At 42.4% G+C, this 23,184-nt stretch carries 17 protein-coding genes; 4 read left to right on the top strand and 13 right to left on the bottom strand.

Annotated elements, in window-relative coordinates; all coding sequences use genetic code 11:
* Positions 1 to 20: 20 nt before the first annotated feature.
* The 5 genes from MKY14_RS00700 to MKY14_RS00680 all read right to left on the bottom strand — a co-directional run bounded on the left by MKY14_RS00700 (position 21) and on the right by MKY14_RS00680 (position 7,272).
* Positions 21 to 1,958 carry an FAD-dependent oxidoreductase gene (locus MKY14_RS00700; protein WP_340975523.1) on the bottom strand — a complete coding sequence of 646 codons (1,938 nt, stop codon included), beginning with the start codon at positions 1,956 to 1,958 and terminating at the stop codon, positions 21 to 23.
* Positions 1,959 to 2,158: 200 nt separating this feature from the next.
* Positions 2,159 to 2,968, bottom strand: a complete 810-nt coding sequence (locus MKY14_RS00695; RefSeq protein ID WP_076124994.1) for a MerR family transcriptional regulator — start codon at positions 2,966 to 2,968, stop codon at positions 2,159 to 2,161.
* 110 nt (positions 2,969 to 3,078) lie between these two features.
* Positions 3,079 to 4,122 carry a YeiH family protein gene (locus MKY14_RS00690; protein ID WP_076308269.1) on the bottom strand — a complete coding sequence of 348 codons (1,044 nt, stop codon included), beginning with the start codon at positions 4,120 to 4,122 and terminating at the stop codon, positions 3,079 to 3,081.
* Positions 4,123 to 4,341: 219 nt separating this feature from the next.
* Complete coding sequence (locus MKY14_RS00685) at positions 4,342 to 6,246, bottom strand: ATP-dependent DNA helicase (protein ID WP_370510779.1); 1,905 nt, start codon at positions 6,244 to 6,246, stop codon at positions 4,342 to 4,344.
* Between the two features lie 174 nt (positions 6,247 to 6,420).
* Entirely contained in the window at positions 6,421 to 7,272 is an 852-nt protein-coding gene (locus MKY14_RS00680; RefSeq protein WP_340975519.1) for an SDR family NAD(P)-dependent oxidoreductase, read from the bottom strand.
* Positions 7,273 to 7,448: 176 nt separating this feature from the next.
* On the opposite strand from MKY14_RS00680, the gene MKY14_RS00675 reads away from it, so the two are divergent.
* Together MKY14_RS00675 and MKY14_RS00670 are read left to right on the top strand one after the other, a co-directional pair.
* The gene (locus MKY14_RS00675; RefSeq protein ID WP_248549297.1) at positions 7,449 to 7,913 is read left to right on the top strand and encodes a MerR family transcriptional regulator; all 465 of its coding nucleotides are present in this window, start codon (positions 7,449 to 7,451) and stop codon (positions 7,911 to 7,913) included.
* 18 nt (positions 7,914 to 7,931) lie between these two features.
* On the top strand, positions 7,932 to 8,930 hold the full coding sequence (locus MKY14_RS00670; protein ID WP_340975513.1) for an NADP-dependent oxidoreductase: 999 nt from the start codon (positions 7,932 to 7,934) through the stop codon (positions 8,928 to 8,930).
* An 88-nt stretch (positions 8,931 to 9,018) separates the two neighbouring features.
* Here the strand turns inward: MKY14_RS00670 and MKY14_RS00665 are convergent, their stop codons facing one another.
* The 8 genes from MKY14_RS00665 to MKY14_RS00630 all read right to left on the bottom strand — a co-directional run bounded on the left by MKY14_RS00665 (position 9,019) and on the right by MKY14_RS00630 (position 19,080).
* Positions 9,019 to 9,975 (bottom strand): pectinesterase family protein, encoded by a 957-nt coding sequence (locus MKY14_RS00665; protein ID WP_340977005.1) that lies wholly within the window; start codon positions 9,973 to 9,975, stop codon positions 9,019 to 9,021.
* 37 nt (positions 9,976 to 10,012) lie between these two features.
* Positions 10,013 to 11,374: a glycoside hydrolase family 28 protein gene (locus MKY14_RS00660; RefSeq protein ID WP_340975510.1), complete on the bottom strand. Its 1,362-nt coding sequence runs from the start codon at positions 11,372 to 11,374 to the stop codon at positions 10,013 to 10,015.
* A 21-nt stretch (positions 11,375 to 11,395) separates the two neighbouring features.
* Positions 11,396 to 12,517: a glycoside hydrolase family 88/105 protein gene (locus MKY14_RS00655; protein ID WP_076124981.1), complete on the bottom strand. Its 1,122-nt coding sequence runs from the start codon at positions 12,515 to 12,517 to the stop codon at positions 11,396 to 11,398.
* A gap of 150 nt (positions 12,518 to 12,667) precedes the next feature.
* Complete coding sequence (locus MKY14_RS00650) at positions 12,668 to 13,771, bottom strand: glycoside hydrolase family 88/105 protein (protein WP_076124980.1); 1,104 nt, start codon at positions 13,769 to 13,771, stop codon at positions 12,668 to 12,670.
* A gap of 40 nt (positions 13,772 to 13,811) precedes the next feature.
* Positions 13,812 to 14,687, bottom strand: coding sequence for a carbohydrate ABC transporter permease (locus MKY14_RS00645; protein WP_036679255.1), 876 nt, complete (start codon positions 14,685 to 14,687; stop codon positions 13,812 to 13,814).
* Positions 14,688 to 14,708: 21 nt separating this feature from the next.
* Positions 14,709 to 15,683 carry an ABC transporter permease gene (locus MKY14_RS00640; protein ID WP_036679252.1) on the bottom strand — a complete coding sequence of 325 codons (975 nt, stop codon included), beginning with the start codon at positions 15,681 to 15,683 and terminating at the stop codon, positions 14,709 to 14,711.
* Between the two features lie 133 nt (positions 15,684 to 15,816).
* A complete protein-coding gene (locus tag MKY14_RS00635) occupies positions 15,817 to 17,373 on the bottom strand; it encodes an extracellular solute-binding protein (RefSeq protein WP_076191234.1) in 1,557 nt (518 codons plus the stop codon).
* Between the two features lie 189 nt (positions 17,374 to 17,562).
* Positions 17,563 to 19,080, bottom strand: coding sequence for an extracellular solute-binding protein (locus MKY14_RS00630; protein WP_340975506.1), 1,518 nt, complete (start codon positions 19,078 to 19,080; stop codon positions 17,563 to 17,565).
* Between the two features lie 180 nt (positions 19,081 to 19,260).
* Here MKY14_RS00630 and MKY14_RS00625 point away from each other — a divergent pair, with 180 nt between their 5' ends.
* Positions 19,261 to 21,606 carry an AraC family transcriptional regulator gene (locus tag MKY14_RS00625; RefSeq protein WP_340975503.1) on the top strand — a complete coding sequence of 782 codons (2,346 nt, stop codon included), beginning with the start codon at positions 19,261 to 19,263 and terminating at the stop codon, positions 21,604 to 21,606.
* Positions 21,607 to 21,716: 110 nt separating this feature from the next.
* A complete protein-coding gene (locus MKY14_RS00620) occupies positions 21,717 to 23,171 on the top strand; it encodes a GDSL-type esterase/lipase family protein (RefSeq protein WP_340975501.1) in 1,455 nt (484 codons plus the stop codon).
* Positions 23,172 to 23,184: the final 13 nt, after the last annotated feature.

Below are 23,184 nucleotides of genomic sequence, written 5' to 3'. Positions count from 1 at the left end.
TATTTTCCGGGAAATTGTCGTTAATTAGCTTTCAAAGCACTGTTTGCCGCGCTCTCTCCACCTAGACGACCTGAGGTAAAGGAATAACCAATTCCGACCCCATTGCCCACATAGGTATCGTTGAATAATACGCCTTCCGATTCAAGCCCTACAGCAAACAATCCTTTTACTGGTGTACGTTTCTCATTTAGCACTTGGAACTTAGTGTTTACCAGCAAGCCACCCACAGAACCCAAGTTGTTGATTTCAGCGACGATGGCATAATACGGTCCTTCTTCGCCCATTGGCTCTAAATAATCAGCAGCTTTACCAAATTCAGTATCCACACCAGTTTTTGTAGCTTCTTTATAACTATTGTAATTTTCTACAAACACATCTACATCCATACCTGCATTTGTTGCTAATTCTTCGATTGTATTTCCTTTGAAGCCATCTCCGTTTTCTACCATAGAATCAAACACCTTTTCTGCATTTACCCATGGATTCTCTAACGTGAATTGATCTGCAAATTCGGCATAAAATTCTGGTGGCATTCCTGGCAGGCTTGGTGCGTTAACACCTTTCATCCCCTTGGACTGAAGAGCAGCCAATTGAGATTTTGATACGATAACCATATGATAAGCACCATTAAATGCACTCGTATTAGCTGCTGCGACCGATGTTAATGTAGCTGCTTCATCTCTGAAACGTGCTCCGGAAGAACCGACATTCATGAAGTTAGGCAGATACGTCAACATCAGCGGATAACTTGCTTCAAAAGGCTCATATTGTGTTTTTAGTCCTTGTGTTGCTCTGGCTAATGTTTGGTGCAGCATTTGTCCACCGAAGTTATCAGGAACCTTGGCTCCTGCTTCCCAAGCCATCTTCAGACCTTCCCCAACATTCTGACCTAGTCCTCCGTTAACCCCTTCAAAACCAAAAGCTTCTTTAACCATTTCCGAATTTGCGGCATAACCGCCTGTTGCCATTACGACACTTTTGGCTGTGATTTCAAGAGTAGTCCCGTCCGATTTCTCAGCCACAATACCTGTAACTTCTCCTGCTTCATTGGTAATCAGCTTTTTGGCAGTGGTTTCGGTGATCACTTGTCCACCTTTTTGTTCAACCGATTCAGCCAACATTTTCCGAAGGGTCTCTTCCCGGGTTTCATAAGCTGGCAGTACATGCAGCTGCTCTCCGAAGAAGTTTAGGAAGCTGGTTTTATACCCTTTTTCTGCTAACCAATCATAAGTTTCGCCGGATTTCGTTACGTATTGTCTAATCGCTGCAGCGTCAACTCTCCAGTGATTGTTGACAATCCAATCGGCAATTTCTTTTTCCACATTTACTTTAAGATTATTGTCAGTAGCTGCGGAAGAATTATAGAACTTACCGGCCCAGGATAGATTACTTGCTCCCCCGATAACTCCTGTTTTTTCGATAATAATAACCTTGGCACCTTTATCAGCAGCGGTTACCGCTGCGGACACACCAGATGCACCGGCGCCTACTACCACTACGTCTGATTCAAGCCTTTCCGTTTTACCTTCACCTGTTTTTTGCACGCCACCGGCTTTGAGGACTTCCAGATTTCCTCCACCTTTGGTTACGGCATCTTCAACTGCCGCGAGCATTGCTTCACTGGAAAGACTCGCACCACTAACAGCATCTACTGCCAAGGTTTGTCCTTCCAGAATTTGATCTTTTATTTTTTCAAGTGCATTATCGCCTAGACCACCCGTTTCTGACTGGCTTACGATCTTAATATCTTTAATTTTATCTGGCTCATCCATAGTGACTTCTACTTTAATCACGCCCTCTTTGCCTTCCGCTTCCCCTGCGAATGTACCGGCTTTAAAAGATGATGATGACGAATTTGCCGACTCCCCATTTCCTTTGCATCCGCTCAGCATGGAAACGATCAGCACCATACAAAAAGTTAACATGAGCATTTTCTTGGTGAAATTTCTGTTGCGCATTCTCTTCTCCCCCAGTATCTAATATCTTATAGCTCGCCAAGAACGTGATATTTTTCACATTCATATCTATACATATCTACCGAACGTTGCCAAGCTATATACCGAAGTATAAACATTGGTGCAGCACCAATGTCAATGTCCAATTCTTGTCCAAAAAGAAAAAACACCCGCTCTTAGAGCAGGTGTTTATAAAAATAAACTTATACAATTGGAATATTCACTTCCAAATATGAGCGGTTATTGCCTTCTATTTTTTCAGTAAGCATTAATTTACCCACCACATCACCCGCTATGGTATAACCATTTGCTTCGATGTAATCTATCATAAACTGCAAAGATTTCTTCGTGATATAATGTCCATCCGTAGATAACATGATAGCAGAGATACAGGTACTCGGGCTAATATACTCTACATATTCATCGATATCCATTGCAAATTTCTGCACTTCCTCCTCGGGTAAGGTAAGCCCCCAGCTATAGTCAAAGTTATTATCACCGGATAACACCCCCGCGTCCTCAATCTTAAAAGAATAAAACGCATAAGGAAGCCTATCCATCCAAGTGTTGACGAGGCTTTTTACGATATCATTTTTTAATAATGCATTTTTATCCGTTTGCTTAAGCCTGTACATGCCTGGCAGTTGTTTAAGTTTACATATATATAATGAGGACTCTATTTCCTTAAGCTCTTTATGAATTTCATTCATCTTGTTTAGCAGCATCGTCTTTTGCTTAATCTCTTCTTCTAAACTCTGCTGAGACTGCTGCATCAATCCCATAACTTGCTCAATAGAGGAATCCTTCATCAGAAGTGCCACTTCGGGCAATGGAATTTCCATACTGCGATACCATCTGCTCATTAACAGATCCCTTGCATCTAAATCATTAAAATATCTATAATTATTGCTGTTATCTTTTGTAGGCCTAACAATATCATGTTTCTCGTATAATCTCAGCGTATCCGCAGTTACCCCGAGAATGGAAGCAAATTCACCTATGCAATACTTCACTTGAAGTCCCTCCATTCATTTCATGCATATCCTACCACACTAAATGATAAAGAGTAGGATGCTGTTTGGATATGAAGTAACTCATTTCATACTCAGGGTGTACATGCTAACTACGCTAGCGCAAGTAAGTGAACTAACATAAATCCAACTAAAGATAACATGACCGAACCTATAAGTCCCGCTGCAAAAGACTTCATTCCAAGCCGTCTAAATGCCGCCAAATCAACGTTTAATCCAAGCCCTGCCATCGCCATAGCGATTAACATATAAGCAATCGTAACGATCCCATTGGCTACTGATGCGGAGACGATTCCTAACGAATTCACACCACTGACAACTAAAAATCCTAGAATAAACCAAGGGATTGGAATGCTTTTCCACGAAGCTTTAGCCGCTCCACCTTGCACTTTTCTTTCTTCACGATTGGACCAAATCCCAATTAAAATAGCCACCGGCACAAGTAAAGCCACCCGGGTCAATTTAACGATGACCGCCATATCAACGGCAGCATTTCCTCCAGCATCCGCAGCCGCGATAACGTGAGCAATTTCATGTAAAGTCGCTCCTGAGAATACCCCATAACCTAAATCTGATAAGCCGAGAAAAGGATATAAAAATGTGTACAGCAGTGTAAATATTGTGCCTAATATAGCTACTATAGCTGCACCAATAGCAGTTTCGTCATCTTTGGCTTTTATCTGTGGAGCGATGGCAACCACAGCTGCCGCACCGCAAATCGCAGTTCCGCAGGCAGTTAAGATACTGAGGCGCTTATCTACTTTGAACAGTCGTGCCAGCCCGTATACAACGGAGATCGCAAATATAATGACGATGACTGCCAAAAGAAATACCCGGGGTCCTGCAGCAACGATATCCTTTAGATTAAGCCGCATACCGAGCAAGATAATCCCAAGACGAAGCAGTTTTTTACTGGAAAAATCGGTGCCATGTGTGATGCTATTTGGCACTCCTATCGTAGCTCGCCAAATAATCCCGATTAAGATGGCAATGACCAATTGCCCCATAATAGATAGGAATGGAAAACCCGCTAAAAATTTCGCCAATAATGCGATAACTAAGGTTAGCCCTATCCCAAATGCAAACCCAACCTTTTTGTTGTGATCTGGTTGATACAAACCTTCTGATTGACCCATGTCGTATACACTCCTTGATGAATCTCTAGATGATGCTGTATAAATACATCCCATGACTCAACAATAATACGACACCGCTCGGAAGTTAAATACCAATATCCTATCCGTAAGATTAGGAATACTTATGCTTAATTTTAGACAAAAAAAGCTCCTTCGAGTGAAACATAAATGCCGTAGCATCTGCCTCACCAAAGGAGCAATTATAATCGTTAGTGATATTTAAGCTTCCAGCTTCTGTAGTCGAGTCCCTTTTGGAAGTACAGAAGTTATATATTCGTGTACCGGATGTTGCCCTTCCTCTTCCGCAAGTACAGTTACAATTCCTTGATCTGTACCGGTTCGAATCAGCCGCCCCATCCCTTGTTTGAGTCTTAACAGCATGTAAGGCAAATCCACATCTTCAAAGGGAGTGGAGGTTTCCGCCCGTTTTGCCATAAACACTGGATCAAGCGGAGGATACGGCAGCGACCATATGATCACATTAGATAATGAAGGTCCAGGAATGTCTAGCCCCTCCCATAAGGTGACCGCACATAACACGCTATGCTCATCCCGTTGGAACGCCGAAATTAAATAGCTGATTTCTTGATCCCCTTCATATAAAAATGAATATGAACTGCTTTCCGGTCGTAACGAGTTAAGCTGCTTGAACTGCAGAAGCTCTTCACGAGTACGGAACAGTAGCAGCGCTCTACCTTCAGTCCGCTGAATAAGCTTCAGGGAAATTTCCATTTTCTCAGCAAAATCCCCACTCTGAAGCTCTGGCACATAGACATTCATCTGGTGCTCATAGTCATAAGGTGAGTCTACAGAGAAGGATAAAAAATCTTGTATCCCAAGACTGTCCTTCAAGTATTGGAATGATTTATCCACAGACAATGTAGCCGATGAGAATACGATTGGCATTTTTTGCGTGAACAGGCTGTCTTGAAGTACCTCTTTGACATTTCGTGGCATGACCGACAGCGTTAGACCATCACTTTCTTCTGTCGCCCAGCAGATTAGAGCTCCCGAATCCTCAAACAATCGCAAAGCGATCTCTATGGTCTCCAAACGTTCCTCCACAATTCGCAGTTGGTATTCATCAATCGTGTAGAGTCCGCTCTCGAATACTAATTCTTCTTCGATAGCAGCAATTACACTCCGCATCCGGTGTACCTCACGAATCAATGAAGCATTCAGCGCAATGCTTTTCCGATCTGATCCCGGTATGTTTCGGCATTGACGGCGAATCGCTTTGAACATTTGCTCACTTTGCATGATCGCTTCATCAATCAGAACCGCCAGCGTTTCACGGATTTCATTCTGTAGCAGGCGAGAAATCAATTCTTCAAAGACGACATGCTTCATCTTATAGCCAAGCGCCTTCATGGCCGCTGATTCTAATAAATGTCCTTCATCGAATACAACCGCACAGTGATCCGGAAGCAAAGGGATTTGCCCTTCCCGCTTACGCGCTTCATAGGTCCAAATATGCTCCATGTAATAATCGTGGGAACAAATGATCAGATCACTTGATTTCCGGTAATGATCACGGGACAAGGTCTGCCCGCAGCGGTGACGCATATCGCAAGTAAAGCAGTCCTGAAACGTATCCCAGTTAATCTTGTTCCATTGTTCGTCATTCAGATCAGGGTAATCTCTGCGGTCTCCATAAGCATGGAATTGCTGCATCGGTGCATGTGAATGTACAAAATCAGGTAATGTACTGTACAAGCTCTCCAGTGGTAAGCTTTCATCATCATGGTTCCGAGCCTGATCCAGCTTTTTCAGACACATATATTTATCCGGAGATTTCGCTAGTCTAGCATCAATATTCATGTTCAGATGCTTCGCAAGCTTGGCGATATCGCCTTCCGGTTTCACAAGCTGCTCAATCAAGGACTCGTCCGCACATGCAATAATCGCAGGTTTGCCCATATAACGCGCGTAACAAATGCTATACAACAAATACACTAATGTCTTGCCTGTTCCGACCCCTGCCTCAGCAAAAATCGTCTTTTTCTCGGCAAAAGCCCGCTCTACCTGAAAGGCCATATATATCTGTTCATCACGTACTTCAAATCCAGCCTCAGGAAGAATTTCATAGAATACATCTCCGACCCATTCCCCTACTTGCTCCATAAAAGGTTTGGTCCGATCATATTCAAAAGGATACTGTTTCGCCAACAAGCCTACCTCCAATATTTGATCAGGCATCTCTACCATGCCATGAAAAATAGAATCAACGGAAAAACTCTATTATCTCATACGTTTGGAGGAATTACAAAAAATAATTAGAGACAACTAAAGATCTGATTAATAACGAAGATACTCATTTTCGTAAATATCACTAATCCTTTCCAAAACATTCCGGGCTTGATCCTTAAATTTCAAATCCGCAACCTGGCCTTTCCAAAGAAACACCCCCGTCTCCCCACGGTGTTCTCCCAGAGCACCCTCATACAATTGGTCGGCGCCGTGGGTAGGCGGAGAGAAAAACAGCTTCATCAACGGTTTAACTATTAGAGGCAGTCCAGAATTTTTTCCTTTTCGCAGCGTGTTATTGCTACCCGGATCAACACTGCGAATCATGATGCCCTCATTAGCAAGCTGCGGCGCAGCGGCCTGTGTCCATAACGATAATGCCAGCTTTGAGGTGGCGTAAGGACCAAGCAGCTTACGGAAGGTGGTGGGACGCTCCAGGATTTCAATCGTAAACTCTTTCGTAAATTTAAGCGCTGAGGATGAGGTGTTGATCACCGTTTTTAAGCGTCCTTTTTGTAGGCTATCCTTCAATTCCATTAAAATAATATACGGCACAATGGTCATCAACTCATAGTGCTTTTCGCGCCCCTGTGTCGAATAGCTCAGTTCAGGGAAGCTCCCGCCGGCATTGTTGAACAAAATATCGATCCGCTGCTCCTTGCCTTTGATCTCTTCCAGTGTCCCTCTCAAGCTGGCAAAATCCGCGAGATCGGTTGTTTTATAAATACGAAGCCAGCCGTTTTTGATGGCTTTTTGGATGTTCACATCATCGGCTGGAAAACCGGAACGGTTCAAAGCAACCACCTGCCAATCCTCCGCTAGCAATTTTCGAGTTAATTCCAATCCAATCCCGGCGTTAGCGCCTGTAATCAATGCGATATTTTCACGTTGCTGTGTGCTCATTGTAAATCTCCTCCTGAATTCGGGATATCTTCTTCTTATAACGCACATTTTATTAATTGGAGTCGACTCCAAGTCAAGGCGTAATAAAAAGATTTTGTCCCAGAGATAAGGTCTTGACTTGGAGTCAGCTCCAAGTTGTATAATGCACACACAAAGCAATCTCCAGGAGGTACAGTATGAAGGCAGAGCAAACGTTTACGATAAAAGAAACCGCCGTGCAAACCGGAATATCCGAGGATACGATCCGCTATTACGAAAAGATCGCGCTGCTTCCCCGGGCAGACCGGAAGGACAACGGGCATCGCGTTTACCGGCAGGAAGACATAGATACAATCCTGCTGCTATCCTGCCTCAAAAAAACAGGCATGCCCTTGCAGGAAATGCAGCCATTTTTGGCGGTCTCCGCCGACGCTGATCCCGCGGATTATCCTGAACTGGTGGAGCATTTAAGAAACCATCGAGAAAACATCGTCAGCCAAATCTCCTCGCTGCAGCAGGTTGTCGATTTTATTGATATGAAGCTGGAACAAAGGAAATATCGCCGAGACTGCTCAGATAAAAGCGAGGACCAATCGAAATCAAAAAACATCTCCCCTGTTGAGATGAGTTATTTTTCTGGATCAGCAAAAATGAATAATTAATGAATTGGAGTTTTTAGGATGAAAGCAATGATCATAAAAAAATACGGGAATTCCCCTCTTCAACTAGCCGACATCCCAACACCCGCAGTGGGTGATTACGATGTATTGGCAGAGATCCACGCAGCAAGTATTAATCCTATCGATTTCAAAGTGCGGGATGGCAAAGTACGTACGCTGTTGAAATACAACATGCCCCTAGTTTTAGGAAATGATTTTTCAGGGATTGTCATCCAAGTAGGAAAGAATGTTAAAAAATTCAAGATAGGTGATGAGATTTACGGACGGCCCAGAAAAGATAGAATCGGAACCTTCGCAGAATATATCTCCGTACATGAAGAGGATATAGCTCTCAAACCTCACAATCTTTCCTTTGAGGAAGCTGCATCCATCCCATTAGTCGGGCTTACTTCTTATCAAGCATTACATGATATATTACAGCTAACGGCAGGACAAAAGGTATTGATTCAAGCGGGAGCGGGCGGTGTTGGCACCTTTGCTATCCAACTTGCCAAAACGATGGGGATATACGTGGCTACTACTACAAGCGATGCTGGAGCAGAATTGGTCAAGTCACTTGGAGCCGATCAAATTATCAATTATAAAACCGAAGCATTTGATAAGATTTTACAAAATTATGATGGAGTATTCGATACCATTGGCGGTGAAACATTAGAAAAAGCTTTTAAAACAGTCAAACAAGGAGGACAAATTGTATCGGTTTCAGGGTTGCCTAATGCACGCTTCGGAAAAGAGTATGGCGCTGGGTTCATAAAAACTAATATTTTTCGCTTGATTACCCGGAAGCTGAGCAAATTAGAGGCAAAACACAAGGTCAAATACAGCTTTCTGTTCATGAAACCAAGTGGCAGTCAATTAGAAGTCATTTCAGAGCTTATTGAATCCGGACAAATAAAACCTGTTATTGATCAAGTGTTTCCTTTTGTAGAGGCGCAGAAAGCGATGGAGTATTCCGAATCGGGCAGAGCTAAAGGAAAGATCATATTAAAAATAAAGTGATACAACACATAAATAAAACGGCAGTCTAAGACTTTATGCTTCTGTCTAGACTACCGTTTTTTATTTGTGTACGCATTAATTAAAGTATCTATTTCCAAAAATCCGTTCCAGCAAAAACAAACTCTTTATCCAGCGTCTCGTCTCCATCTTCAAAGCAATCTGCCCAAGACACACGTTGCTTACTCAAGAGAATTGCATCCTTCACGCCATATTCCTGATAACTAACGGTTTGTTCATTAGCGGTGTTGTCCCAGTTATCCCAGCCAAGTGGATGAATATGTGCACCCAACTGGCAATCTACAAATACGGTTTTAGCATACTCACGCCATGGACGGCCCAGAAACACCGGAGCAATATCAGGAGCTGCTGTTAAAAAGCAATTTTTAAAAATATAACCATACGATTGTCCCTCAGGTGTGGAGGCAGCCGTAATATAACCTGCTTGATTCTCACTATGACACAAGCTGCGAATTTCACATCTGTCAAAATATGCTGTAGCCCCACCAAATATAAAGTCCACTGTTCCCTCTATATAGCAATGCTGATACAACTGCCGATATTGGGCATGGTGTTCTCTCAGTGGTATACCTCCAAACGTAGATCGCTCTTTGGGTGCAGGTGGCAAAGGTCCCGTGAATAACGTATCCTGATGCCCTTTTAAGGTGCAATTTCTAAATACGGTTTGATCACAATTAGCATACACGGCTACCGCCTGCCCGATATTTTCACCCTGCCCTGCATTATTGGTAATCACCAGATTTTCCAAGACCAGATGGCTCCCGCCCAGAAATAACGTTGGTGTAGAGAATGTATTGATTTCTTCGCCCGCTTCATCACGCTCTTTCGCGTAACGATTCATAACAATCTCCACGTAGCCAATCCCTATGATCGTAAGATTAGAACGATAAAGCCGCACTGCCTCTTTATAGACCCCTGACAAAATATAAAGCGTATCCGCTTGACCGGATGGCCCCTGCTCTAGTGAATCTATCGCCTCTTGAATCGTGTGATAAGCGCAAAAGGATTCTTTTCCTACAACAAGCATAGTGGATTCTTTTCCTCTCAATAAATTGATGATTCTCTTATGGACAGACATTCTGTTCTTCAGGTGACACTGTAGCTTGTTCTACTAATTTTTCCGGCTTCTTCGTGTTTTTTGATCGACAATTTATGATCTCTACAGCTTCTCCATTTTCAATGTAAAAAGCAGGCCCTTCATGGTTCTCAATCGTCACCTGATGAAATTGAATATCTCTTGCATTCCCGAGGAAAAATCCGCGATTATTCATGTTTTCGATCCCTGTCATCATGTCTGGATGGCCGGGAATTGCATTCTTCGCCATGGAGATGTCCACATTGGTAAACGTAATCTCGGATACATACTGCTCGGCAAGCCCGTATAAGAAACCCGCTGCGGCATGAACATTACGTGCGGTAATATTGGCAAAATGAATGCGTCTAAAACACGGCGTTTCCTCTGTAATCGGATAAGGATTTTTATCCCACACATATTTTTCTTTCCCGCGTGGTCCACAGAAATAATATAGATTTAGAGTAAACGGACAAATAACATCCTCCATTACAATATTGCTGATCCGAATATCTTCAATCGTTCCCCCGCGTCCCCGTCTTGATTTCATCCGGATTCCACGATCGGTTTGTTTAAACACACAATTACTAATCGTAACATTACGAATATCTCCACTCATTTCACTACCGAGTACGACACCCCCGTGTCCATGTACCATAGTGCAGTTGGTGATCGTGATATTCTCACAAGGAACTCGTTCTTTGGTGTCCTCAGTTCCTGCCTTGATCGCAATGCAGTCATCACCGACATCAATATTGCAATTGCTAATTCGCACATTGGTGCAAGACTCTGGATTAATGCCATCTGTATTCGGAGAGTCGGCCGGGTTCAGAATGGAAATATTATCAATAGTCACATTGTAACAGCCTATCGGATTAACGGTCCAGCTTGGAGAATTGACCAGCGCGATATCTTTAAGGGTTACCCGCTGACAGCTGTCCAAGCCGATTAGAGTCGGCCGGGGATACTGCAGCTCTTCCCGGCGGTTCCGAAACTTCTCCCACCAGAGTTCACCATTTCCGTTAATCATTCCGCTGCCAGTGATTGATACATTAACTAACTCTCTTCCATAAATACAAGGTGAATGAACCTGCTGCTTCACTCCTTCCCATCTGCATTCCACTGCAGGGTAATCCTCCGGGTTCGTACTGAATGAAAGAATGGCACCAGGATTTAAATTCAATTCGATATTGCTTTTCATATGAATTGCACCGGTTAAGAACGTCCCAGCCGGTACATAAACGGTTCCTCCACCGGCTTTATTTGCCGCTTCAATCGCACGCGTTATCGCTTCCGTCGCTAACTTTTTACTATTCTTAAGCGCTCCAAAATCCTCAATATTGTAGATCAACATTCATATCCCCCCTGTTCTATATCAGATCCAGCCTCTTAATTGTTCATATTCCACACAAGCCTGTAGGAAAGCACCCACACCTTTTTGGTCGTTAGTGACAATAGGCTCGCTAATGTAATAAGCGAAAGTACCGTCACGTTGGTCCACTCCACCTAATCCGGCTACTTGGCAATTCTTATTTAAATTGACCCATTCTTCTTTGGTTTCTAGTACAAACTCCGAGATAAGTCCTTGTTGAGCCAGATCTAATGTTTCGTACCATCCAGCGTTTAACACGCCTAATCGGATACCTTTAGCCATGGCATACACGATCATACTTGAAGCAGAGGCCTCAAGATAATTTCCTTTGCGTTCCCCTAGATTCATCACTTGATACCAGACCCCGGATTCCTTATCCTGATATTTCTTCACCGCAGTTAAGGTATCATTTAGTATTCGTACCAGCTCTGGATAATCTGAGTGCTCACTAGGCAGCAATTCCAGAACATCAACTAAAGCCATGAGATACCAGCCAAGTGAACGGGCCCAAAAGTTAGGCGAAAGTCCTGTTTCAGGGTCGCACCAAAGTTGAATACGCTGTTCATCCCATGCATGATATAGCAGACCTGTTACCGGATCTTTCGTATGCTTCTCACACAAGATAAATTGTTTGGTTACATCCTCAAGTCCCTGCCCTTCTTCAAAAGCTAGCAAGTAGGCTAAATAAAAAGGAGCGCCCATATAAAGTCCATCTAACCAAATCTGATAGGGATATATATTTTTATGCCAAAAAGCACCTTCCGAGGTTCGCGGATGGGTCTCAAGTTGCTTTCTAAGTAAAGCAGCCGCTTTTTTGTATTTTTCCTGCTTCGTTTCTTTATATAGAGTCAATAATAATTTTCCGTTGTTAATATGATCGATATTATACTCCTCTAGGTGGTAGCCCTTGACACTGCCATCTTCCTGAATAAAGTAGTCCATATTATCTTGAATGAACTGCAGATACTTCGAATCACCGGTCTGCTTCCAAAGCCATTCAAAACCGTTCAATACCACGCCATAATCGTAGGTCCAGCTTCCTTTGTAGCCTTTATCTTCATAAAGCTTCGGTGTCCGCGCCATAATAGAGTCTGCCGTTTGAATTGCCCACTGTGATTTCTTCATCCCAACCCCCAAAATATTTATAAATTTAAGAGCTCAAAAACTAAAAATAGGTTCAGCCGATTTAAGGATTCTTTGCACATAAAATAATACGACTTGATTCTCCGAAATCTCAGAGAATCAAGTCATTGTTTAGTAAGGATACGGAGCGATTCACTCTTGAAGCATTGACTGTATTTCAACACAAGCCATCACCAATGCGCCCACACCATGCAGATCATTTTTAACCTTAGGCCGAGTCACGTAACTCTCGTAATCTCCAGCTGAGGTACCGATACAAATGTCCGGCAGAACTAATCGGTTATGCTCATCCCACTGGATTACTTTGGTTAACCCTTCATATCCTTTTTTAGCGGCAGCTGTAGCGATAGTCACATCACTTACAACGCCATGCTTCACGGCTTTGGCAATCGTATAGACGAACAAACATGACCCTGAAGTCTCCAGCCAATTATCTGGCTCATGCCCCTTATCTACGACTTGATACCAAAGTCCACTTTTTTGATCTTGGTAACGAATAAGTGCATCCACAAAATCTCTCAGCGTAGTAGAAAGCTCTGTCCGGGCTGAATCATGGGAAGGTAACAGATCCAGAAATTGCGATAAGGCGAGACCATACCATCCTAATGATCGGCTCCAGAACTCCGGTGAACAACCCGTCTCCGGATTCGACCAAGGCATCCGCCGGCTCTCATCCCAGGCATGGTATAACAAACCCGTTGTCTCATCCTTCATATGCTTGCGCATTAACATTTCCTGATGAAGGACCGTTTCACGCAAGCTTGGTTCATCGTAGACATTCGCATATTTCAAGGAGAATACGCCTGCCATATAAAGTCCATCCAACCACATTTGGTTGGCGTACTTATCCTTGTGCCAATACCCGCCCTCAGAGGTTTTATTTAGTGTGAGCAGTAAATTCCTTAGCTTCTCTGCTGCAATACGATACTTTAGTTTGCCTGTCCGTTCATAAAGAGTGAATAGTAGCTGTCCTGCTTGAACCGCATCCAGCTCATCACGTGCAAAATAAAAGTTCCCGTATTCATCCACCAAATCATCTACATATTCCTGAATATAGTTGATATAACGGTCTTCTTGATAAGCATTCCACAAAAGCTCCATGCCACACAGAAATACACCCTGATGATAGTGCCATCGATGCGCGGGGGGAAGCTCTCCCGCCCTGTAAGTATCCATTAGTGAATCGCAAGCTTTTTTTGCCCACTCTATCGGCGTTGTAGGTATCTGTACAGTCATCTCGAAGCTCCTCCCCTAAGTATAGTCTCTCTCTTTCTTGCTAGCCCTTCATAGAACCCAACATGGCACCTTTGGCAAAATGCTTTTGCAGGAACGGATACACACAAACTATTGGTAAGGTAGCTACAACGATAACAGCCATTTTAATTGATTGATCTGGCGGTGGAACAGCAGCATCCAGTGTAGCGCTGTGATCCATACCGCTGGCAAGGACGACAATTTGTCTGAGCAGAACCTGTATTGGCCATTTCGCACTATCATTCAAATACAGAATCGCATTCATGTAGGTATTCCAATACGTTACCGCATAGAACAATCCGATAGTCGCTAACGCAGGTAAGGATAGTGGCAATACAATCCGAAATAATATTCCAAAATCATTACAACCATCAATTTTGGCCGATTCCTCCAAACCTTCAGGTATATTTTGGAAAAAGTTTCTCAAAATGATCATATTAAAGGCACTAATCGCTGACGGTAGAATCAGTGAGGCGTACGTGTCAATTAGTCCTAATTCCTTCACCACGAGGAACGTTGGAATCATCCCACCATGAAAAAGCATGGTGAACACAACCATGAAGTTAACCACTTTACGACCATCCAGATCTTTTCTGGTAAGAGCGTAGGCCATCAAAGAAGTTATAAACAAACTAAAAATAGAACCAATTGCCGTGACACCAATGGAAACACCCATGGCTTTAAATATTGTATTCGTCGAAAAGATGAACTTGTACGCTTCCAGACTCCATACCTTTGGAATCAGTACAAATTTGCTAGAAGCTAGTTCTGCACTCGTTGTGAAAGAGCCTGCTACAACGTGAACAAGGGGAAGCACAGTAATTAAAGCAATGATCGCAAGCAGCGTAAAGTTTATAGCAGAAAAGATTCTACCACTGATTGTTTTATCTTCTACCATTTCGATTCCTCCCACAAAATATCAATAAACGCCTTCTTCTCCCATTTTCTTGGATAATTTATTCACCATCATCACCATTACAAAGCCTACAATCGATTTAAAGAATCCAATAGCTGTACTGTAACTAAACTGCCCCTGTCTCAAACCAGCAGTATATACATACGTATCGATAATTTCCGCAACTTCTCGATTCATGGAGTTAAGTAGCAGATATACATGTTCAAATCCAAGATCAAGAACGGAACCAATTTTCAGAATAAATAATGTAATAATTACACCTCTAATCGCTGGAAGAGTGATATGCCAGACTTGTCTAAGTCTTCCAGCTCCGTCCATACGCGATGCTTCATAAAGCCCTGGGTCAATCGCAGCTATGGAAGCTAGATAAATAATCGTTCCCCAACCTGCTTCTCTCCAAATCACCTGAATAATATACATGGGCCTGAACCACCCTGGATTAAGCAGGAAATTGATTGGTTCAAAGCCAAAATAGACAAGCAGCTCGTTGATAATCCCTCCATCCATCGTGACCATTACATAAGAAATGGAGACGATGATAACCAATGACAGAAAATGGGGCAAATAGAAGATCGTCTGAAAGGTTCTTTTGAAAAAGCTGCCTTGAAGTTCATTTAACATCAGGGCAAGAATAATCGGCATCGGGAAATAGATAAGAATATTTAATCCGAAAAGAATAAGTGTGTTCACTAATATATTTAAGAAATCCGGCTCTGTGAACAACCTGCTGAAATGCTTCATCCCTACCCAGTCACTACCGTTGATCCCTTGATAGGGTTTGTAATCCTGAAATGAGATAATTAATCCGTACATTGGAAGATATTTAAAAATCAAAAAATACAGTACTCCCGGAGTTAGCATGACGTAGAGCCATTTATTTCTCCACAGCCGCTTTTTCAGTTCGCTGCTGCTTTTATAAATTTCAGGCTTAGGATTCATTTGAGGAGCTGAGCTGGGCTGTGCGGTGACTTCCTGCATGATATTCTTCCTTTCTCCTTCTTTATTCAAACACGATATTTCTGAACCCAGTGAGGAATAGAAAAGGTTGTTGAAACAAGATCAACAACCTTTTCAGCTACAATTTGTCGCTTAACTATTCGAGTACGGGTTACTATTTTTTGTATAACGCGTTGTATTCTTCAATAATCTTATCTCCACCACGGCTCTTCCAGTTCTCTACTTCCTTCTCAAATCCAGCCTTGTCAATCTGACCATAAATATATTTATAGGTTGCATCTGTAATAATCTGTTGAAGCTCTACGCCTTTTTCTGTATAGGTAGCCGAATCCATAGCAGCTGTTGGATCCGCTACACCAACTTTGACATTCTCAAGAACCAATTGATCTGCATGAATTCTTCCTGGCAGCGTGTTATAGTTCTCGTACATTCCATTGGTTTCAGCTTCGCCGATAACACTGTCCTTATATCCCTTTACTTCACGTTCAATCAATTCTTTGTCGTCAGTAGCTTTCGCTTTACCGTCTTCAACGGTATAGTGAGTACCTTCAATTCCCCAATACATCAAATTAGCTACTTCTGGGGTCATCATTTGATCAAAGAAAGCAAGAATCTTCTTCAGCTCTGCCTCATCCTTGACAGCAGATTTCGGGAACAAGACAACATTGTTATAGCCTGGAATCATCCATTGAGCATATTTTCCATCTGGACTTGCAACCATACTATGCGCATCCAAAACAGCGTCAGGGTTATTCTTAATAGTATCTTTATTGAGGGAATCAATATCTTGCATGGAGCCCCCAATATAGAGTCCACCCTTTCCAGCCTTAAACATATTTACTGCATCCGTTTTACTGGTGGCAGCGAAATCTTGATTAATGTATCCGCCATCACGAGCTTTTTTGAAAAAATCCATTGTGTCGAAATATTCATCGAAGGTAAATTCAGGCGCTAATTTGCCATCCTTCTCACCCCAGGTATTCGGTGTTCCGAACCAAGACGAAACAGTTTTGAAAGCTCCATAGGTCAACTCATTACGGTCAATAATACCGGTAGTATCTTTCTTTCCATTACCGTCTGGATCTTGTTCTGTGAAGGCTTTAGCCATTTCAAATAATTCATCTACATTAGCTGGTGCAGCAAGTCCTAATTTATCTGCCCAGTCTTTGCGGTAAATGATCCCTTGGCGTGCAAGTGGACGCCCGATATATAGGGTATAAAGCTTGTCATCTACTTTCGTGTTATTAAGAATTTCTGGTTTCAATTTGCTCAAATTCGGAAATTCGCTTAATAGTGGACCGATTTCCCAGAATTGTCCGTCTTTTATCGCTTCTTTCATCTGAATGAAGGTTGTCTGATTCTTCAAATATGTTACTTGCGGCAATGAACCCGTTGCAAAAGATGAATTCAGTTTTTCTTCATAAGTATCAGCCGGAAAAAATTGATAAGTCAGCTTCGTGTTGGTCAATTTCTCAAGTTCATTCTTAATCGTATCAGGCGGAGTCTCTGATGTATTCAATGGAAGCATGATTTTGATTTCTGTAGGTTCCTCTTTAGGTGCTTCAGTCTCTTCCACCTTCGTAGTGTTCTCTGCACTTGTAGTTGGGGCTGCTGCTTCTTCTTTGTTATTGTTGTTACCACCGCATCCAGCTAATAATGTGCTGAATGTTAACAGTGCTGTTAACAACATGGTGAAGGATTTCTTCTTCATACCATTTTGACCTCCATAATTTGTATTGGTTACGAGTTCCACGTTACATCGTCGGCAAGGTTACGAAAACAATCATTTCCCCATAACGGCGCCTTCTGAAAGGGATCTGAGCAAATGATTATCGGGATATCGCAGCACAAAAAAAATCCACCGCATTATCCGCAGTGGATCAAAACCTTTTTAACCTATTTACTTTTCTGTCCCAAACTCAGCCTCAGCATATTCCTTAATAATAAGATTGCCTCCACGAGCTCTCCATTTCTCAACCTCTTGCTGGAATCCCTCGACGGTAATGTTACCTAATATATAGTTATATGTAGCATCCACAATGATTGTAGATAACTCCATATTCTTCTCATCAAAAGTAGATGAGCTAAGAGAAACTGTCGGGTCATCAACCAGAAAAGATTCATTATCTTTACTCAGCTGATCTGCTAGAGAGGTTAATTGCTCCTTCTGAGCCACTTCCATAATGTTTTTATTACTAATGTCCGCAATCATTAAAGCATATAGCGGATTCACTTCCTGTACCCGCAGTTGTGAGGTTTCCTCGGGAAGGATAATTTTGCCGCCGTCAAGCTTATAATGCCGCCCCTCAAAGCCATACATCATTATATTGGCTACATCTTTATCCATGGTCCGATCAAAAAATCCAAGCACCTGCCGAAGCTCCTCCTCTTTGGCAATGGACTTTTTGGAAAAGAGATACAGTCCGTTGTAATTGGGGATAGACCACACTTTATATCCATCAGGCCCCTCGATACGATTGATCAGCGTAAGTTCAGCCTTTGGATTGTATGCTTGAGCTTCAATTGACAACCGCTGCACATCAGTCATGCTGCCAATAAACACACCAGCGATACCGTTAATGAATTTATCGCGTTGAACCTCTTTACTGGTAAGAGCAAAGTCCTGATTTATGATTTTTTCATCATATAATTTCTTCATAAAATTCATTGTGTTCATATACTCCGCTGTTACGAATTCCGGAACAAATTGATGATTCTCTAGCTTCCAATTATTTGGTGTGCCAAAATAAGAGCTTAGTGTCTTAAATACACCATAAACAAGATCATTACGATCGACTAATCCAAGGGTATCTTGTTTGCCATTCTGATCCGGATCGTTATATGTAAATTGCCTCATTACTTCATATAGGTCATCTAAGGTCTGTGGATTGCTTAAATGAAGAGTGTCCAGCCAATCCTTACGTATTATGACACCCTGTCTGGAGGAAGGGCGTTCTGTATACAGGCCGTAGATCTTACCATCAACAGCGGTCTGCTTAAGAATAGCGGGGTCCAGTGCTTTAAGATTGGGGAACTCCTGAAGATATGGGCCGATCTCCCAAAATGCTTCAGAACGGATGGCGTTTTTCACCAGATTATAGTCTGAGAACTTCACAAAGGTGACTTTTCCCAAGGAATTAGTGGTCAACGCTGTATTCATTTTATCGGTATAAACACCCTCAGGCACCCACGTGATATCAAGCTCCACCCCTGTTAATCTTTCAATCTCAGCCATAATCTTTTTTGAAGGCTGCTGTGGAAAATGAAGAGGTGCCAAGATGGAAATGCTCGGGCGAGCTTCTTGCAGTACAGAACCAGCTGACTTTCCATCACTGCAAGCGCTTAACATAGGGAAAACAAACATGAAAAATAAGCAGCAACATAACGTTGCCCTTCTACACAAAAATTGTCTAAACATTTCTACAGCCTCCTAAGGTATTGTAAGGATTTTCACCCTACAGCTTGAAGATTTTCCATTTTGTAGTCATAATTAGGGTTAATGATTATTGCAGAACGAGATGATTATTGTTATTTTCCACCAGGTTTCATACACTAAGAACAAGTGTCTACTTCTACATAAGTAAAGGTGCTGAGTCCCGTGAGACCATTAAGCTTTTTAAGTAAATTAACGATTTTTGCCTTTGTAATTAGCACGTTGCCGGTGATATTCATCGGTTCTTTTTCCTATTTCACATCATCTAATGAGATCCAAAAGAACGTAAACAACAGTAAAATGGAACTTATATTACAAATCACCTCAAATGTAGAACATAAGTTAACAACTGTCAATCAAACATTAAACCAAGTGATCAACTCTAGTGTATTAAAAAAAGCACTAAATAACCCTTTAAGTGAAACCGATTTCATTTTATATAATGATTTAAGAAACGAAATCCGTAATATGCAATCCTTCGATACGAAACTTGAGGATGTCATCCTGCTCAATCAGCAGCAGAACTGGATGATCAAAAATTCAGGCGTCTACCGTCTGAATGAATACAAAAACCACGCGCAACTCTCTAATCTAATGAATATAGCTGACGATACTTCATGGATTTTGAATCCATCGTCCTTATTTTATAGCGAGGAGAGCATTAACGTCACTGGCTGTAATTACAGCATCAGTCTTATCAAAAAGCTTCCCACCAATAAGCTGCAAAAATATGGGCTTGCCCTAGCTAATATTCCGGTCTGCAGTCTTCAGGATTTCATTAATTCAGATGTGCAGCCACTCGATGACATTATCGTTCTGGATCAAGCTGGCCGCTTCCTGCTCCATCCGGATACCAGCTTAATCGGAAAACCTAAAGAGCAAGGCGGATTTAAAGAAGTCCCTTTAATCTCTGATCCTTCTAAACAATCCGGACAGTTCAAGACTGTGATCAACAAAAAGAATTACTCCGTCACTTTCATGCGTTCTCAGTTAAATGGCTGGGTTTATCTATCGGTTACTTCCATGGAAAGCTTGACGAAGGAGTCCAATAAAATTGGTATGTTTACGATAATCGTGTGTACCTTTATGCTCTTATTCTCCATTCTTCTGGCCTGGATCGGCTCCAGGCGTATGTACACCCCTATCGAAAGACTGCTTAATCAGATGGGCCAACGCAAACCGGATATTAAATCGAGACATCGCAATGAATTTCAGATTATAGGAGAACAAGTTCATTCTTTGTTCCAATCCAAATCACAGCTGGAAAAAGAAGTCCGGCAACACTTTCAGCAGGTTCGTACGTTTTTTCTGATCAATGCCTTCCACGGCAATGTTAAGAAACGTGATTTGCTCGAAGAATTAGGGCAATTCGGCTACCAAACCCAGCTTGAAGAATGGAAAACCATGGCAGTAATTACGTTGTCTATTGATTATGCCGAGGATTCCAGCTATGAGAAAAAAGATCTCAGCCTCTTATTGTTCGCTGCCCACAATATGATCGAAGAATTAATCTGTCCTGAACAACGGCTGGCTCCAGTGATCATGGACCATGCGGTAGTCGTATTATTGGGCAGTCCAGACTGCGATACCCAGTCTTTTCATAAGACACTGTATTCGTTAACGGAGAAGCTGCAGCAAGAAATAAATAATTATCTAAAGGTGCAGGTGAGTATTGGGCTGAGCCTGCCCTTCAACGCCTTCGATAAACTAGCCATCGCCTACAGAGAAGGTCTTGAAGCACTGAAGCATCGCATTAAGCTTGGCAAAGGCGTTATTATTCAATATGAGAACATTAACTCCGGCAAACATTATCTGAACTTGAACTACCCTACCCATAAAGAAAACGATCTAATGGATGCGATCAAGCTGGCTGAAACGGATAAAGCCAAGGAACTGATTCATTTGCTTTTTAAATCTATCTTTGCCCTTGAGCTTTCACCACAGGAATATCAAATCCCGTTGACCCGCTTACTCAATAACTTGCTCATTATGATGCAGGAATCGGGCATTAGCTTAAATCAGATCTATCATGCTAATGGCTCTATTTTTGAGGAATTACATGACCTTCATACCGTGGCTGAGATTGAGGATTGGTTCTGGAGCATGGTCATTTACCCGATGATCAAAATTTTTATCAGCAGGCAAAATGCCCAATACCAAAACATCTCTGAGAAAATCATTGATCTGATCCAACATGAATATGATACGGATCTAACCTTGGAAGAATGCGCTTCACGGCTGCATTACAACGCCAACTATATCAGCAGTGTCTTCCGTAAGGAGACCCAATACTATTTCAGCGAATATTTAACGATGTACCGATTTAAAATGGCGAAAAAATGGCTGCAGGAAACCGATATGCCGATCAAAGATATTGCAGCCAAATTAAGATACAACAATTCTCAAAATTTCATTCGATCTTTCCGTAAACAGGAAGGGATGACCCCTGGACAGTACCGGGATAACAATACAGGCACTAAATCCAAACCAACATTTGACGAATCTATGTAAAAATCACAAAATAATCGTTCAAGGCCGAATCTAAAAAAAAAGAGTCTCTCTTTTTTTCGGAAAATATGTTAACGTGTGCATATAACCATTTAGGGAGGAATTTGAACGCAATGTTGAACTTTCGTCTAAATACTAACCGTGTAGAACAAGATGCGATTTCTCAGGAAACCTCACTACTCACCCTCTATCCGCTTGAGACGGATCACCCCCGTCCTTTTATATTGGTATTGCCTGGTGGAGGTTATCAGCACTTAGCCAAACATGAAGGAGAACCTGTGGCTCAATGGCTAAACAGTCTAGGTATTCATGCAGGTGTACTAGATTATCAGGTCGGAGATTTCAACGTCACTTCTTTGTTAAATGATGTTGAGGAAGCTCTCAAATGGATTAGGGAAGCATCCAAAGCTTGGAATGTGATCTCAGACAAAGTAGGGATGATTGGATTCTCGGCAGGAGGACACTTAGCTTCTATCTTTTCTACCACTAGAGCAGAGAAACCAAACCTTCTTCTATTAGGTTACCCTGTAATCACTTTCCAAGAGCCCCATTCGCACAAGGGAAGCCGGCTACATTTTCTTGGAGACGACCCATCACAAGCGGAGCTTGACTCCTTTTCCTCAGAAGCCCAGGTGGATTCACACACACCTCCAACCTTTATCTGGACAACAGCGAACGATGCCAGCGTTCCCGTGGAGAATAGTCTGTTGTTCGCCTCTGCCCTGTCTAATCAGGGAATTCCTTTTGAATTACATATCTTTGAAGAAGGGCGGCATGGTTTAGGGCTTGCTAAAGAACACCCTCATTGCCAGCAATGGCTTTCCCTTGCTGAGAATTGGTTAAGGGAACGCCAATACGTTAAAGGAGAAGAAGACCTTATGAGACAACAACTATTTATTGCAGGCGATTCCACTGCGGCCATTAAAGGCGCTGGAGAAAAACCTATGACCGGCTGGGGAGAATACCTGCAAAGTTATTTTCGGACTTCTATTCAAATCCAGAATCGTGCAATTAATGGTCGAAGCACCAAATCGTTCATAACAGACGGCCGCCTCGATGCTATCAGAAAAGACTTCCAACCCGGCGACTACCTGTTTATTCAATTTGGACATAACGATGAGAAAAAAGAGGATCCATTACGTTACACCGATCCTGAAACCGAATATCGCCATAATCTCATTCAATATATAGATGCTGCTAGGCAGCTAGGGGGGACTCCGGTTCTGTTAACCTCTGTAAGTCGCCGCCGCTTTAACGCCGATGGAGAGCTGGACCCGTTTGCTGTAGGTGCTTATCCCGAGGTAATGAGACAAGTGGCTGAAGAAACGCACACTCCGCTACTTGATATTTTCGCAGCCTCGCAAGCGCTCTATCGTTCATTAGGCGAAGAGGAATCCAAGAAGTTATTCATGCATTTGCCAGCGAAAACACATCCCAATTACCCAAATGGGGTTACGGATGATACTCATTTCTCAGATGAAGGTGCCCGGGAAATTGCTAAACTTGTGGTTCAAGCTCTTAAACAAAATACAGCCTCATCTCTATCAAACTTACAACAACTTTTATAAGGAGTGATCCAAG

The sequence above is a fragment of the Paenibacillus sp. FSL R5-0887 genome, assembly GCF_038002305.1.
Classification (GTDB): domain Bacteria; phylum Bacillota; class Bacilli; order Paenibacillales; family Paenibacillaceae; genus Paenibacillus_AQ; species Paenibacillus_AQ odorifer.
This window is presented reverse-complemented; position numbering and strand designations above follow the sequence as displayed.